We start from the raw sequence: 12535 nt of genomic DNA on the forward strand, positions 1-12535 counted from the left end.
CCGGTGCGCCGGTCACCGGTGCCGTCGGGGCCGGGCGCACGAACGCGCGGGCCGGTGGGCCCGCGCGCCGCGTCGCCCGTAGGGCCGTACGCCTATCGCTTCGCGTGCCGACCCCGGCGCCCGTCGTTGCCGGGCTGGCGGGGCGGCTGTACGGCGCCGGCCGGGTCGTACGCCACCTGGGCCGCCGCCTTCTTGTTCTTGCCGCGGGAGCGCAGGTACTCGATGACGATCGGGACGACGGAGATCAGCACGATCGCGACGAGGATCAGCTCGATGTGCTTGTGCACGAACTCGATGTTGCCGAGGGAGGCGCCGAGCAGGGTCACGCCCGCGCCCCACAGCGTGCCGCCGATCACGTTGAAGGTGATGAACGAGCGGTAGTTCATCCGGCTCACGCCCGCGATGATCGGGGTGAAGGTACGGACGATCGGCACGAAGCGGGCCAGGATCAGCGACTTCGGGCCGTGCTTCTCGAAGAACTCGTGCGCCTTCTCCACGTTCTCCTGCTTGAACAGCTTGGAGTCCGGGCGCTTGAAGAGCGCGGGTCCGACCTTGCGGCCGAAGAGATAGCCCGCCTGGTCGCCGAGGACGGCCGCGAGCACGATCAGCAGGCACACCAGCCACAGCGGCTTGTCCAGCTTGTCGGTCGTCACCAGCAGGCCGGTGGTGAACAGGAGCGAGTCGCCCGGCAGGAAGAAGCCGATCAGCAGGCCGGATTCCGCGAAGACGATGATCAGCACGCCGATCAGCCCGAACGTGCCGATCAGGTAGTCCGGGTCCAGCCACTGGGGGCCGAGCGCGAGAGTATTCACGGGGTGAAGGCTCCTGGGTCGAGGGCGCCGGATCGTGCGGTGCGACGGGGATGGAGGCGCAGTGTGCGGCCCAAAGCTATCAACGCCGGATGACATGCCGTGGTTCCAGCCGCCCGTCACGGGCCTCAGCGGGCCCCCGGATACGCGCCGGGACGCCCCTCGCGCCCTCCCTGGCCGGACACCGACGCCCCCTCCCCCGGGTCCCGCGGTTCTGCCCCGCCCCCATGAGACGCTCCCCCGAGGAGCCGGCCTCCCGGCGGGCTCACCGCACGGAGGGACAGGACACACGATGGGCATCGAGGAGTTCGGCGGCGGGCAGGCCGCGCAGGCCGACGTACTGGTGGTGACCACCAACGACGTCCCCGGATACGAGGTGCAGCGGGTCATCGGCGAGGTCTTCGGCCTGACGGTGCGCTCGCGGCACCTGGGCAGCCAGATCGGGGCCGGGCTGAAGTCGATGATCGGCGGCGAGCTGAAGGGCCTGACCAAGACGCTCGTGGAGACCCGTAACCAGGCCATGGAGCGGCTGGTCGAACAGGCGCGGGCCCGCGGTGCGAACGCGGTGCTGATGTTCCGCTTCGACGTGACGGAGGCGGCGGACGTGGGCACGGAGGTCTGCGCGTACGGCACCGCCGTGGTGATCGCCCCGAAGGCCGCCTGAGCGGCCGGTCCTGGCGACGCGGCCGTACGGACCGGGCCGGTCCGGACCGCGACACAGCCGTACGGGCCAGGGGGCGCGCTCCCCTGTCCCGTACGGTCTCAGCTGTTGCGCACCGCGTTGGCGAGCATCGCGTCGCGCATGTAGACGGCCAGCCCGGGCCGGATGGCCTCATAGGTGGCGGTGAAACGCTCGTCCGCTACGTACATCTCGCCGAGACAGGTGTGCATCTCGTGCGAGCAGTCGTAGTAGCCGGACGAGATGAACCGGCGGTGCTCCTCGGCGACGTCCATCGCCTCGGCCGAGTCGGCCGGCAGCCCGCTCGCCATCGTGTCGGCCATCTTCCGGTGGATGGCGTCGAACTCCTCCGTCAGCCGCTTCCAGTCCTCCTTCGTGTACGTGGCCGTACGGCGCTGCGACTCCTTGTACGCCTCGGTGCCGCCCCAGCGCTCGCGCACCTCGCCCGCGTACGCGTCCGGGTCGAAGTCACCGAAGACCTCGAACTTCTCCTCAGGGGTCAGATTGACGCCCATCTTGCGTGCCTCCATCGCGTGTTCGACGGCGGTGGCCATGGCCTGGAGCTTGCCGATCCGGGCGCTCAGCAGCGCGTGCTGCCGCCGCAGGTGCTCCTGCGGGTCGGCGTCCGGGTCGTCCAGGAGGGCCGCCACCTCGTCGAGCGGGAAGCCGAGCTCCCGGTAGAACATGATCTGCTGGAGCCGGTCGAGATCGGCGTCGCTGTAGCGCCGGTGGCCGGCGTGGCTGCGCCCGCCCGGCACCAGCAGCCCGATCTCGTCGTAATGGTGCAGGGCACGCACCGTCACACCGGCAAATCCGGCGACCTGTCCCACGGAGTAGCCCACTGCTTCCGCCCTCCTTCTCGGTACGCGCTCCACGATGCGACCTCACGCCACGTGAGGTGCAAGTCCGTATCCCGGAAACCAGTGGGGCGGACGGGACGCCGGTGGCATCCTGCCCCCATGCTGGGGATAACCGATCTTCCGACCTACCTGGTGGGCGTCGCGCTCATCGTGCTGCTGCCGGGCCCGAACTCGCTGTACGTCGTCTCCGTCGCGGCCCGCCGGGGCCCGCGCATCGCCTACCGCGCGGCGGCCGGCGTGCTGTGCGGCGACACGGTGCTGATGACGCTGTCCGCGGGCGGCGTGGCCTCACTCCTCCAGACCAGCCCGGTCCTCTTCGCCATCGTGAAGTTCGCGGGCGCGGGCTACCTCACGTGGCTCGCGATCGGCATGCTGCGCGGCGCCTGGTCCCTGTGGCGCAACCGCGAGGCCGCCACGTCCCTCCGCAAGAAGGCCACGGCCGACGAGGCCGGCCGGTCCAAGGAGGTCCGCGAGCGCCCGTACCGCCGCGCCCTCGTGATCAGCCTCCTCAACCCCAAGGCGATCCTCTTCTTCATCTCCTTCTTCGTCCAGTTCGTGGACCCCCACTACGCCCACCCCGCCCTCTCCTTCCTCACCCTCGGCGCCTGGGCCCAACTCTTCAGCTTCACCTACCTCACCATCCTCATCTTCAGCGGCACCTACCTCGCCGCCACATTCCGCCGCCGCAAGCGTTTGACGGCGGGCCTGTCGGCAGGCGCCGGAGCAGCATTCCTGGGCTTCGCGGCAAAGCTTTCGCTGGCGAGTGCGGGGTGAGGGGCGGGGGCCGGCCCGCTAATCCCGGGTGGCCCCGGCAGGCCAGATGACGTCAACGGGTACGCCCGTACGCCGGGCGTATGCGACCACATCGGCCGTACCACCGAACCCCCGCGCTTCCTCCCCATCCCACACCGCCAACAGCCGGTCAACGAGCCCCACAAGAATCTCGCCACCTGCCATGTGAGCCTCCGGACACGACTCCCGCAGCCCGGTGCGATGCACCTCCACCGCCTGCCCGAGGAGCACGTCATACGTGGCGCGATGCCCCTCCGGAAGCCCTGCGCGATAGCCCTCCGCGGGCACGACGGCCTCGATACGCCCTCCGAACGCGAGCACGATCTCCGCGAACCACGTATCGGGGCCGTCGGCAAGACAGGAGACCCCACACAGTTCCGAGGCCCCATACCCCCGCAGGCGCGCCTGCATCTCGGCCCGCACGGTCTTCTCGATGGCCGCCGAGAGCCCTCTGTGCCCAGTGATGCCCAGTCGCATGGTGCGAGTCCTCTCACGTCCGGTCCCAGGCCAGGCCGCTGCCGGACCGGTGGCCACCCATCGTGGCGCGTGAGTGCCGCGGATTCGAAGGGTTGTGGCCGTAGACGTGAGGCGTGACACTAGCTCAGTTGTACGTATTCGTATAACCCGTGGGACCTGATAGACCCCCATAAGTACGCGGGCCACACTGAGACCCGACAGAAGGGGAGCGGATGCCACCCAGGAAGTCGCCAACAGCGCGACAGCGCCGTGTGGGCACCGAGTTGCGGAAGATGCGTGAGCACGCCGGCCTCACACTCGCCGAGGCCGCAGCCCTGCTCAGCACAGACCGGACCACGATCAGCAACACCGAATCGGGCCGCTTCGGGGTGAGCCGGGAGCGCGTGCGAGCGTGGGCATCGCACTACACCTGTCCCGACGCTTCCTACATCGATGCCCTGGCCGCCATGGCGGAAGAGCGCATCAGCGGTTGGTGGGAGGACTACAGGGGAGACCTGTCGGGCGGTGCGCTCGACCTCTCCGAGTTGGAATACCACGCAGTCGCACTGCGTTCGGTGCAAATCATGCACATGCCCGGCCTGCTCCAGTCCGAGGAGTACGCCCGCGCCGTTTTCACGGAAGCCGTACCGTCCCTCGACCCCGCCACCCTCCGCCGTCGGCTGTCCCACCGGCTGAGGCGTCGTGACGTGCTCGACCGCCCAACGCCTCCGGCCTGTACGTTCCTCATCCACGAGGCCGCGCTGCGGATGGAGTTCGGCGGGCGAGAGGTTACTCGAACGCAGCGCGAGTACCTGCTCAAAGAGATGGAGCGGGACAACGTCGAAGTACGCGTCATCCCCTTCGGAGCGGGGTTCCCGAACGCCGGAAGCTCGACCCTCTACGCGTACGGCCCCGTGCCGCAGCTCGACACCGTGCAGACGGACACACCGACGGGGCCTGCTTTCCTTGATGCGGATACTCGGCTCGCCAATTACCGAGCGGTTCTCGACCGCACCCAAGAAAGAGCCCTGACCCCCGCGAAGTCATTCGACTTCGTCCATAAATTGACGCACCAAGCGTGAAAGCTGGGAACCGTGGACATTCAGTGGCAGAAGTCTTCGAAGTCGACCGACGCAGAGGGTAACTGCATAGAAATCGCCGGCCATGGCGGCGGGATTCTGATACGTGAGAGCGATGCCCCGCAGGACATCATACGGACGTCGCAAGCCCAATTGTGCGCGCTCATCTCGGGAGCAAAGGAAGGACGGTTCGGCGACCCGAACTGACCCGCGCACGGGTGAGCCCCTCCGCCGAGCTCGGCGGAGGGGCTCACCCGTGCGCGGGTCACAATCGTTGGCGCACTCCGTCTCACTCTTTAGACGTACAACTGTTGATACGCATCAGCGTCAGGCGCTACGTTCCTCATGCGTCACCGTTCCACAACCACAACGGCACGGTTCAACGCTTCCCTTCCCGTCGATCGTGCGTGCGGGACTCATGAGAAGCGCGCCCCCAACGCGCCCGGCAGCGCGGCAACACAAGCGACAACCAGCGACAACCAGCGACAACCAGCGACAACCAGCGACAAGATCAAAGCGGAAACGGTGCTGCGCCGAATAATTCCCCAAGCTCGCCCATTCCTCGGTGTCGACGCAACGAGGGCCGATCGCCGCCACTGAAGCGTCGCGCCAATCAGGAGGGCGAGGGCGACGAAAGGTTGCCGACCCATGCAAAACACCGCCCGCGGAGACTCCCTTCAGGAAGCACTCACACTCGCACCACCACGTACATTTCCCGGTACGGCCAGAAGTGTTGGGCAAGCCCGCACCTACGCCCGCCAAGTGGTCCAACAGTCCGTACCCGGAATCACCGAAGAACGGCTCGACCAAGTCGAACTCCTCGTCAGCGAACTCGTCACCAACGCCTGCCGCTACGGGACCGAGCCCGGAGATCTCGTCGCCCTGGCCGTGACGGCCTCTCCCGCCGGGGCGCGGATTCAGGTGCACGATCCGGCTCGGCGTCGTCCCCGTCGGAAACCCCCTGACGCGGACCGCCAAAGGGGCCGCGGGCTGCTCATCGTCGAGGCGCTTTGCGACAGTTGGGGCGTGGCGGACCGGCCGCTCGGGAAGGTCGTGTGGGCGGTGCTGGCATGGTGACCGCGGTCCGGCCCGTGCCGGGGCCCGCGTTCGTCGCCGGTGTCGTGGTCAGTACATGGCTCGACGCGGCCCCGCCGGCCGGCCTCGTGGCGTGGATGCTGATCGCGCATCCGCCTCCGCGCCGTCCCGGCGAATCCGTCGAGCGTATCGAGACCTCTTTGCTCGGCATGGCCGGTGGCCTCGGGCTGTGCGCCGCTTCGGGGCGGGTTCCGGACATCGGTGACCGGCTGACGGTCCGGGGGCCGCACCTCGTACTCGACTATGGCCACCCGGATTTCTGTTTGCGGGTGCCACGGCCGACGGTCCGATGGATCGAGTACGCCCTGGGCGGCGGGCAGGTCTGTCTCGTGCTCGGACTCGACGCGATCGGGCCCGGGGCAGGGCCTGAAGCGATCGACCGGTACCTGCACCGTGTCACCGCCCGTGACCGCGCTCTCGTCGGCGCCCCAGCCGTACGCCGCCGGTGACGGTACGCCGACGCCGCCCGGCCGGGCAGGTTGCCGGGCGGCGCGTGGTGGCCGGTCGTAGGTGACCGGCCCGTACCGGCTCAGACCGCGATGGCCTCGATGAGGACGAAGGGGTCCGGGGCCGGTAGTGGGGTGAGGCCGGTGAGGTGGAAGCCGGCCTTGGTGCAGAGGGTTTCGAAGTCGGTGCGGGTGCGTTCCCGGCCGCCTACGTTGACCAGCATGTTGAGGTCGCTCAGGTAGGGGAGGGCGGAGGCGTCGGGGCCCACGGTGTCGGTGAGGACCGGCTCGATGATCAGGAGGCGGCCGTCCGGGGGCAGTACCTGGCGGATGTGGCGCAGGATTTGCGCGCACTGGTCGTCGTTCCAGTCGTGGATGACGCTTTTGAGGAGGTAGAGGTCGCCGCCGGTGGGGGCTTCGGTGAAGAAGTCGCCGGTGCGCAGGGTGACGCGGTCGGCGACGCCCTCGGCGGCCAGTTTGGCGCCGGCCTGGGCGAGACCCTCGGCGGTGTCGTAGATCATGCCGCGCGGTGCGGGGTGGGCCCGCAGGATGGCGGCGAGCAGCGTGCCGTCGCCGCCGCCCACGTCGACGATGGTGCCGAAGCGCCCGAAGTCGTAGGCGGGCGGCACGTCCTGGGCGGCGATGCGGGTGCCCTGGCCCATCGCGGTGTTGAACACCTGCGACAGTTCCGGCTCGCTCTTGAGGTGGCTGAAGAAGTCCGTACCGAAGATCGCGTCGAAGACGGGTTCGCCGGTGCGAACGCTGTCCTCCATGCGTTCCCGGGCGCGGGTCATGAGCGGCTCGCTGAAGATGCGCGCGAGCGCGTACATGGAGTCCGGGGCGTCGCTGCGCAGCAGCGCTCCGGCGGCGGTGGCCTCGAAGACGGCCGGTTCGGGTTCGGTCAGCAGGTCCAGCGCGGCCAGGGCGCGCAGCAGGCGCAGCGTGGCCTGCGGGTGGGTTCCGCAGTCGGCCGCCACTTCGTCCGCCGTACGGGTGCCGGCGCCGATGCGGTCCAGCACGCCGAGCCGGACGGCCGTGCCCACGGCGTACGTGGCGAGCTGGCCGAACAGCAGCCCGGTGACGGTGCCGCGGGCCGCGCGTGTGGGTGTCGCCCGTTCCTCGTTCGCTTCCACGTCCGCTCCTTGGTCTCATTCGCCTCGGACGCCGCTTCCGTGCCAGGTCGTGGCCCGGGGACGGCGCGGCGGGCCGGCGGACCGTACCCCCGTCCCGCGTTAGTTAGGTAAGCCTAAGTTGATCGCCGGGGTCGCGCAACAGGCGTATGGGAATCGGTTGTTGACGCTTCACCCATCGTGGCGTCACGGTGGGGAGGGGCGCCGTCGGCGGGGAGGGGGTGCCGTCGGCAGGGAGGGAGCACCGTCGACGGGGAGAGGGTGCCGTCCGCGCCCCGACGGCCTGCGGCCGAGCGCGACCACCGGCGCGGTCACGAACGTGGTCCGACCGAGCGCGGTCACAGGTGCGGTCCGACCGAGCACGGCCACGGCGCGACCACGAGCACAGCCGCAGGCGCGCCCAACCCCCCGTATAACCCGGTATGCCCGTATCGTCCCTCCAGAGGAGGTATCACCATGACCCAGCCCAGCGACCGGCCCGACAGCAGCACCGCCACCGGCCCCGGCGACCGCTCCGTACGCCTCGCCGTCATCTACTACTCCTCGACCGGGACCATCACCGAACTGGCCAAGGCCGTCGCGGATGCCGCCGAGAAGGCGGGCGCCGAGGTGCGGCTGCGCAAGGCCGCCGAGCTGGCCCCGCAGGCGGCCATCGAGTCCAATCCCGCCTGGGCCGAGAATGTCCGCGCGACCGCCGGCATCGCCGAGGCCACGCCCGACGACATGGTCTGGGCGGACGCGGTGATCTTCGGCTCGCCCACCCGGTACGGCAACATCGCCTCGCAGCTCAAGCAGTTCATCGACACGCTCGGCGGGCTGTGGCAGCAGGGCAGGCTGGCGGACAAGGTCTACAGCGGCTTCACCGCCTCCGCGACCAAGCACGGCGGCCAGGAGACGACCCTGCTCGCCCTCTACACCACCATCCACCACTTCGGCGGCATCGTCGTGACGCCCGGTTACACCGACCCGAGCAAATTCGCGGACGGCAACCCGTACGGCACCTCGCACGTCGGCGGCCCCGAGACGCCGCTCGACGACGAGGTGCGCACCGCCGCCGGCGTCCAGGCGCGGCGTGTCGTGAAATACACCCGCGCCCTGAAGGCGGGGCTTTCCGAGGCCGGCTGAGGGTACGCGGCCACCATGGCACTCCACGAGGGCGCGTCCGCCAGGGACCGCGAGCAGCGTCTGTCGGTCAATCCCTTCTACGGGGAGGCCGACCCGGTGGCGGGCATGGCCGACGCGCCGCCCCGCCATTCCCTGCCGGACGACCCGGTCGCCCCGCGCGCCGCCTACCAGCTCGTCCACGACGAGCTGATGCTGGACGGCAACGCCCGGCTGAACCTCGCCACCTTCGTCACCACCTGGATGGAGCCGCAGGCCGACATCCTGATGGCGGAGTGCCGCGACAAGAACATGATCGACAAGGACGAGTATCCGCGCACCGCCGAACTGGAGCAGCGGTGCGTGGCCATGCTCGCCGACCTGTGGCACGCGCCCGACCCGGCCGGCGCCGTCGGCTGCTCCACGACCGGCTCCAGCGAGGCGTGCATGCTCGCCGGGATGGCCCTCAAGCGCCGCTGGTCCAGGGCGAACGCCGACCGCTACCCGGCCACCGCCCGGCCCAACCTGGTCATGGGCGCGAACGTGCAGGTGTGCTGGGAGAAGTTCTGTAATTTCTGGGAGGTCGAGGCGCGGCAGGTGCCCATGCACGGCGACCGCTTCCACCTGGACGGGGAGTCGGCCGCCGCGCTCTGCGACGAGAACACCATCGGCGTCGTGGCGGTCCTCGGCTCGACGTTCGACGGGTCGTACGAGCCGGTGGCGGAGATCTGCGCGGCCCTGGACGCCCTCCAGGAGCGCACCGGGCTGGACATCCCCGTCCATGTGGACGGGGCGTCCGGCGCCATGATCGCGCCGTTCCTGGACGAGGACCTGGTGTGGGACTTCCGGCTGCCGCGCGTCGCCTCCATCAACACCTCGGGCCACAAGTACGGGCTGGTCTACCCCGGCGTCGGCTGGGCCCTGTGGCGCGACAAGCAGGCGCTACCGGAGGAGCTGGTCTTCCGCGTCGACTACCTGGGCGGCGACATGCCGACCTTCGCCCTCAACTTCTCCCGGCCCGGCGCCCAGGTCGTCGCCCAGTACTACACGTTCCTGCGGCTGGGCCGGGCCGGCTACCGCGCCGTACAACAGAACACGCGCGACGTGGCACGCTCGCTCGCCGACCGTATCGGCGCCCTGGGCGACTTCCGCCTGCTGACCCGCGGCGACGAACTGCCCGTCTTCGCCTTCACCACGGCCGACGGCGTGCGCGGCTTCGACGTCTTCGACGTCTCCCGCCGCATGCGCGAACGCGGCTGGCTCATCCCCGCCTACACCTTCCCGCCCGACCGCGACGACCTCTCCGTCCTCCGCATCGTCTGCCGCAACGGCTTCTCCCACGACCTGAGCGATCTGTTCATGGCCGATTTGGAACGTTTGCTGCCGGAACTGCGGAAGCAGGGCGGGCCGCTGGGGAATCGTGCGGGTACGGATACGGCGTTCCATCACTGAGGTCGCCCTCGCCACGGAGGAGAGCGGGGGCGCGTCGCCCGGCTTCACTCGTGCGGGTGGCGCTACGGTCGTTCGAAGGACGCGGGACCACGAACGCGTTCACGATTCGGTGCATGGGAGCAGCAATGGCCGCAGAAGCCGAGCAGGAGCGGGGAGAGCGGGCCACCCCGGAGAACTGGATGTACCCGCCGCCGGACGGCTGGACGTATGACCAGGTGAAGGAGCTGATCCTGCCGTACGACTGGGAACTCGTGGACGGGAAGATCGTGGTACGTGGAGCGACCGTATGGTGGCACGACCTGGTCCGGGACGAGCTGTACTTCAGGCTTCGAAGTGCCCGGGTCGAGCCCTTCGGTGTCAACGTCGAGCGCTGGACCATGCTCGATGAACGTAACGCCCCAAAACCAGATGTCGTCGTCTTCGACAAGCGTGGTCTCGACAGCAGCACCCTCGATTGCACCCCCGCGAAGAACACCGTACTGGCCGTCGAAGTCGTCTCGACCGGGTCCCGCCGCCATGACCGGATCCTCAAGCCCGGCTTGTATGCCGAAGCTGGCATCCCCTCCTACTGGCGCATCGAACGCGACGAGAACGACCTGCCCGTGGTGCACGAGTTCTGGCTGCACCACGAGACAGGTGTCTACGCTCCCAGCCCCGAGCGCCCTGTCCACACCGGCAAGCTCGTGACCAGCGTCCCGTTCCCCGTAGACATCGACCTGCGGTCCCTTACCGAGGGGTGAGGGCCGATCCCACCGACCTCACCCTCCCCGACCTACCTCCCCAACCGCCCGAACCTCCTTACCGCCAGTGGAAAGAACACCGCCAGCAGCGCCAACGGCCACGCCACCGCCAGCAGTTCCGCATGTTGGGGCGCCCAACCGCCGCCCGCCGAGTGCGGGTTGCCGAAGAGTTCCCGTATCGCGCCCGCGGTCGCGGACATCGGGTTCCACTCCGCCACGGCGCCCATCCAGCCGGGCATCGACGCCGGGGAGACGAAGGCGCTGGAGAGGAAGCCGACGGGCCAGACCAGGATTTGTACGGCCTGGACCAGTTCGGGCTTGCCGGCGACCAGGGCCAGGTGGATGCCGATCCACAGCATCGCGAAGCGCAGCAGGAGCAGCAGGCCCACCGCGTACAGGGCGTCGTCGAGGCCGCCGTGCCAGCGCCAGCCCATCGCCAGCCCGGCGCCGATCATCACCAGCAGGCTGACCGACGACTCCAGCATGTCCAGGACGCTGCGGCCGATCAGGACCGCCGACGGAGCCATGGGCATGGACCGGAAGCGGTCGATGACGCCCTTGTTGAGGTCCTGGGTGACCGCCACCATCGTCGCTTCCAGGCCGAAGGCCATGGTCAGCGCGAGCATGCCGGGGACCAGGTACTCCTTGTAGTCGCCGCCGCCCGGCAGCGCCATCCCGCCGCCGAGGAAGTAGCCGAACATCACCAGCATCATCACGGGGAAGACCAGCCCGACGACGACCTGCACGGGCTGCCGGGCCCAGTGCGCGAGGCCGCGGCGGGTCATGGTCCAGGAGTCGGCGAGGACCCAGCCGGCCGTACGGGCGCGGGCCCCGGGAGCCGGGGCGGGTGCCGGTGCAGATGCAGATGCCGTGGCAGTGCTCATACGGTCGTCTCCTCAGTGGCGGGCCGCTGGGTCAGGTGCAGGAAGACCTCGTCGAGGGTGGGGCGGCGCAGGGCGATGTCCCGCGCCTCGATCCCGGCCGAGGCCAGGGCCCGTACGGTCTCGGTGAGTGCCGCCATCCGGTCGGTGACCGGCGCGCTGACCCGCCGGGCGTCGGCGTCGGTGGCGGCCGGTCCGGCGACGGCGCCGACGATCGCCGCGGCGCGTTCCAGGTCGGCCGGGTCGTGCAGGACCACGTCGATACGGTCGCCGCCCACCTTGGCCTTGAGTTCGTCGGATGTGCCGTCCGCGATGATCCGCCCGCCGTCGACCACGGAGATCCGGTCGGCCAGCTGGTCGGCCTCCTCCAGGTACTGCGTGGTCAGCAGGACGGTCGTACCGCCTTCGACCAGAGACCGGACCGCCTGCCACACCTCGGTGCGGCCCCGCGGGTCCAGGCCGGTGGTCGGCTCGTCGAGGAACAGGATGCGCGGCGACATGATCAGGCTGGCGGCCAGGTCGAGGCGCCGCCGCATCCCGCCGCTGTACCGGCCGACCGCCTTCTTGCCGGTGTCGGCCAGCGCGAACCGTTCCAGCAGTTCGGCGGCGCGGGCCGCAGCGGCACGTCCGCCCAGGTGGTAGAGCCGGCCGAACATCTCCAGGTTCTGCCGGCCGCTGAGCTCCTCGTCCACGGCGGCGTGCTGGCCGAGCAGCCCGATCCGTACGCGTACCTCGTCGGGCCGGTGCCGTACGTCGAAGCCGGCGACCCGGGCGGTACCGGCGTCCGGGCGGAGCAGGGTGGACAGGATGCGGACGAGGGTGGTCTTGCCGGCGCCGTTGGGGCCGAGGACGCCGTGCACGGTGCCGCGCGGCACGGTCAGGTCGAGGCCGTCCAGGGCGGCCTTGGGCCCGTACTTCTTGCGGAGTCCTTCGACGGCGATGGCGGGGTCGGTGCCGGGGGCGGGCCCGGCGGCAGGGCCGGCCACGGCGGCGGGGGGGGGGGGGGGGGCGGGGG

15 protein-coding genes are annotated in these 12535 nt (G+C 69.9%); 9 read left to right on the forward strand and 6 right to left on the reverse strand.

Features of this window, described 5'->3' with window-relative positions; genetic code table 11:
• Positions 1 to 92 precede the first annotated feature (92 nt).
• Positions 93 to 812, reverse strand: a complete 720-nt coding sequence (locus ADK86_RS30950; protein WP_053699572.1) for a DedA family protein — start codon at positions 810 to 812, stop codon at positions 93 to 95.
• Between the two features lie 289 nt (positions 813 to 1101).
• Here ADK86_RS30950 and ADK86_RS30955 point away from each other — a divergent pair, with 289 nt between their 5' ends.
• On the forward strand, positions 1102 to 1473 hold the full coding sequence (locus tag ADK86_RS30955) for a YbjQ family protein (protein WP_030375002.1): 372 nt from the start codon (positions 1102 to 1104) through the stop codon (positions 1471 to 1473).
• 98 nt (positions 1474 to 1571) lie between these two features.
• On the opposite strand, the gene ADK86_RS30960 is transcribed toward ADK86_RS30955, so the two are convergent.
• Positions 1572 to 2330, reverse strand: a complete 759-nt coding sequence (locus ADK86_RS30960; RefSeq protein WP_053699573.1) for a MerR family transcriptional regulator — start codon at positions 2328 to 2330, stop codon at positions 1572 to 1574.
• Positions 2331 to 2447: 117 nt separating this feature from the next.
• On the opposite strand from ADK86_RS30960, the gene leuE reads away from it, so the two are divergent.
• Positions 2448 to 3122 (forward strand): leucine efflux protein LeuE, encoded by a 675-nt coding sequence (gene leuE, locus ADK86_RS30965; protein ID WP_053699574.1) that lies wholly within the window; start codon positions 2448 to 2450, stop codon positions 3120 to 3122.
• Positions 3123 to 3140: 18 nt separating this feature from the next.
• On the opposite strand, the gene ADK86_RS30970 is transcribed toward leuE, so the two are convergent.
• The gene (locus tag ADK86_RS30970) at positions 3141 to 3617 is read right to left on the reverse strand and encodes a hypothetical protein (protein WP_199834505.1); all 477 of its coding nucleotides are present in this window, start codon (positions 3615 to 3617) and stop codon (positions 3141 to 3143) included.
• A 212-nt stretch (positions 3618 to 3829) separates the two neighbouring features.
• Between ADK86_RS30970 and ADK86_RS30975 the strand changes: the two genes are divergently transcribed.
• The 4 genes from ADK86_RS30975 to ADK86_RS30985 all read left to right on the forward strand — a co-directional run bounded on the left by ADK86_RS30975 (position 3830) and on the right by ADK86_RS30985 (position 6219).
• On the forward strand, positions 3830 to 4678 hold the full coding sequence (locus tag ADK86_RS30975; RefSeq protein ID WP_053699575.1) for a DUF5753 domain-containing protein: 849 nt from the start codon (positions 3830 to 3832) through the stop codon (positions 4676 to 4678).
• A gap of 12 nt (positions 4679 to 4690) precedes the next feature.
• Positions 4691 to 4882 carry a DUF397 domain-containing protein gene (locus ADK86_RS41570; RefSeq protein ID WP_078952371.1) on the forward strand — a complete coding sequence of 64 codons (192 nt, stop codon included), beginning with the start codon at positions 4691 to 4693 and terminating at the stop codon, positions 4880 to 4882.
• 441 nt (positions 4883 to 5323) lie between these two features.
• Positions 5324 to 5752, forward strand: coding sequence for an ATP-binding protein (locus ADK86_RS30980; protein ID WP_053699576.1), 429 nt, complete (start codon positions 5324 to 5326; stop codon positions 5750 to 5752).
• Positions 5746 to 6219, forward strand: coding sequence for a hypothetical protein (locus ADK86_RS30985; RefSeq protein ID WP_053699577.1), 474 nt, complete (start codon positions 5746 to 5748; stop codon positions 6217 to 6219). Before ADK86_RS30980 ends, ADK86_RS30985 begins: the two co-directional genes overlap by 7 nt.
• 80 nt (positions 6220 to 6299) lie before the next feature.
• Here the strand turns inward: ADK86_RS30985 and ADK86_RS30990 are convergent, their stop codons facing one another.
• Complete coding sequence (locus ADK86_RS30990) at positions 6300 to 7349, reverse strand: methyltransferase (protein WP_053699578.1); 1050 nt, start codon at positions 7347 to 7349, stop codon at positions 6300 to 6302.
• Between the two features lie 453 nt (positions 7350 to 7802).
• On the opposite strand from ADK86_RS30990, the gene wrbA reads away from it, so the two are divergent.
• The 3 genes from wrbA (at position 7803) to ADK86_RS31005 (ending at position 10639) form a co-directional block, all read left to right on the forward strand.
• Positions 7803 to 8471: an NAD(P)H:quinone oxidoreductase gene (gene wrbA / locus ADK86_RS30995; RefSeq protein WP_053699579.1), complete on the forward strand. Its 669-nt coding sequence runs from the start codon at positions 7803 to 7805 to the stop codon at positions 8469 to 8471.
• A gap of 15 nt (positions 8472 to 8486) precedes the next feature.
• Positions 8487 to 9899 carry a glutamate decarboxylase gene (locus ADK86_RS31000; RefSeq protein ID WP_053699580.1) on the forward strand — a complete coding sequence of 471 codons (1413 nt, stop codon included), beginning with the start codon at positions 8487 to 8489 and terminating at the stop codon, positions 9897 to 9899.
• Between the two features lie 113 nt (positions 9900 to 10012).
• Positions 10013 to 10639 (forward strand): Uma2 family endonuclease, encoded by a 627-nt coding sequence (locus tag ADK86_RS31005; protein ID WP_234346105.1) that lies wholly within the window; start codon positions 10013 to 10015, stop codon positions 10637 to 10639.
• A gap of 32 nt (positions 10640 to 10671) precedes the next feature.
• On the opposite strand, the gene ADK86_RS31010 is transcribed toward ADK86_RS31005, so the two are convergent.
• Positions 10672 to 11523, reverse strand: coding sequence for an ABC transporter permease (locus ADK86_RS31010; protein ID WP_053699582.1), 852 nt, complete (start codon positions 11521 to 11523; stop codon positions 10672 to 10674).
• Positions 11520 to 12461, reverse strand: a complete 942-nt coding sequence (locus ADK86_RS31015; RefSeq protein ID WP_324611427.1) for an ATP-binding cassette domain-containing protein — start codon at positions 12459 to 12461, stop codon at positions 11520 to 11522. The genes ADK86_RS31010 and ADK86_RS31015 overlap by 4 nt, the downstream gene beginning before the upstream one ends.
• Positions 12462 to 12535 lie beyond the last annotated feature (74 nt).

The sequence above is a fragment of the Streptomyces sp. NRRL F-5755 genome, from assembly GCF_001279365.1.
Lineage (GTDB): Bacteria > Actinomycetota > Actinomycetes > Streptomycetales > Streptomycetaceae > Streptomyces > Streptomyces rimosus.

Coding starts and splice junctions, on each gene's coding strand:
- ADK86_RS30955 (WP_030375002.1), top strand. CDS start 1,102: ATGGGCATCGAGGAGTTCGGCGGCGGGCAGGCCGCGCAGGCCGACGTA.
- leuE (WP_053699574.1), top strand. CDS start 2,448: ATGCTGGGGATAACCGATCTTCCGACCTACCTGGTGGGCGTCGCGCTC.
- ADK86_RS30970 (WP_199834505.1), bottom strand. CDS start 3,617: ATGCGACTGGGCATCACTGGGCACAGAGGGCTCTCGGCGGCCATCGAG.
- ADK86_RS30975 (WP_053699575.1), top strand. CDS start 3,830: ATGCCACCCAGGAAGTCGCCAACAGCGCGACAGCGCCGTGTGGGCACC.
- ADK86_RS30980 (WP_053699576.1), top strand. CDS start 5,324: ATGCAAAACACCGCCCGCGGAGACTCCCTTCAGGAAGCACTCACACTC.
- ADK86_RS30985 (WP_053699577.1), top strand. CDS start 5,746: ATGGTGACCGCGGTCCGGCCCGTGCCGGGGCCCGCGTTCGTCGCCGGT.
- wrbA (WP_053699579.1), top strand. CDS start 7,803: ATGACCCAGCCCAGCGACCGGCCCGACAGCAGCACCGCCACCGGCCCC.
- ADK86_RS31000 (WP_053699580.1), top strand. CDS start 8,487: ATGGCACTCCACGAGGGCGCGTCCGCCAGGGACCGCGAGCAGCGTCTG.
- ADK86_RS31005 (WP_234346105.1), top strand. CDS start 10,013: ATGGGAGCAGCAATGGCCGCAGAAGCCGAGCAGGAGCGGGGAGAGCGG.
- ADK86_RS31010 (WP_053699582.1), bottom strand. CDS start 11,523: ATGAGCACTGCCACGGCATCTGCATCTGCACCGGCACCCGCCCCGGCT.